The following is a 1,225-nucleotide window of genomic DNA, read 5'->3' on the forward strand; positions in this document are numbered from 1 at the left end:
TGGGCTTGTAACTGCCCAGTCGTAGTAACGGCTTACGCCTCCGACCTTTTATCCCCAATAGGCATTGCTGCCTAAAGTGGCGTTACATCATTGGGTGGTTGACAGCACCCTTTGTAGCAGAGTTTACTCTGTTACAACTGTATTAGGTACTTGGCTATCAGCAAGATAGTTTATTCCCATACGATACAGATTCATAGCTCCAATACGGTCATCATTAGACGTATAACCGCAGTTTTTGCAAGTAAACAAATGTATTTTCTTATTACGATTAGACTTTTCAGTATGTCCACAAGCAGGACAGCATTGACTGGTATAACGAGGATCCACCTTTATTACAGAAGATTGATTCTGCTTCGCTTTGTAAATCAGCTTCTGCTCAAGGTCATAAAAAGACCATGATACAGAAACATAGCGTTTTTTTGTTTTGACACGTTCTGTAACATTGCGAATACCAGTCAAATCTTCTAATACAAAGAGAGTATGCTTTGGATTACCGGTGGCGAGTGCCTTCGATACCTGATGGTTAATATCCTGCATCCAACGGTTTTCTCGCTGACCGATAGCTTTTAGTCTTCGCCTTGAGGATGGCGTATGTCGCATTTGAAGTTCTTTACGAAGCCTGGAATAATTAGCCCGTTTCTGTTTAATAGCTTTACCACTAACAAATCCAGACTTATGTTTACTGTCATAAGTTGCAACAACAAAGTTAATACCTCTGTCAATACCTACAACATTACAAATATCAGAAATATTACTTTCTTCAACCTCATAGGTAACTGGTATATGCAGATAGTATTTACCATGTTTATTTACAAGTTTGGCAGTACCAAACTTGTAAATAGAATGGTTAAAATACTTAGACATACCCTCAGCAAAATAAGGAAGTTTCACACGACCATTAAGCGTATTGACGGAAAAGCAGTTTTGAGTTAAAGAATAATCTCTGTTCCAAACCAGGTCGTACTGAGGTTTTTTAAAAGATGGTTTTATCCATTCATTCTGATTTTCAAGAATGGTCTTATATCTTGCGATAACCGTTTTAAAAACAGACTGCGCCATTTGTGATTTGAGACTGAACTTTTCTCTTAGAGTAGAGTACAAAATTTTATTGAGTGAGAACTGCTTTAGGTCATGTGTGCGGAATACATAATCTGAAACATAATTACAGGCATCACAATAAACAGACATTGTTTTATTAAGCAAAACTTTATCTGTATCAGTTGCA

General features: G+C 37.4%; 1 protein-coding gene. It reads right to left on the bottom strand.

Annotation, left to right across the window (positions count from 1 at the left end):
* Positions 1-123: 123 nt before the first annotated feature.
* The coding region (locus LJE12_RS19555; protein WP_227292381.1) for a transposase at positions 124-1,225 on the bottom strand (1,102 nt) is incomplete at its 5' end.

This window comes from Blautia sp. DFI.6.71 (genome assembly GCF_020593585.1).
Taxonomy (GTDB): domain Bacteria; phylum Bacillota; class Clostridia; order Lachnospirales; family Lachnospiraceae; genus Blautia_A; species Blautia_A wexlerae.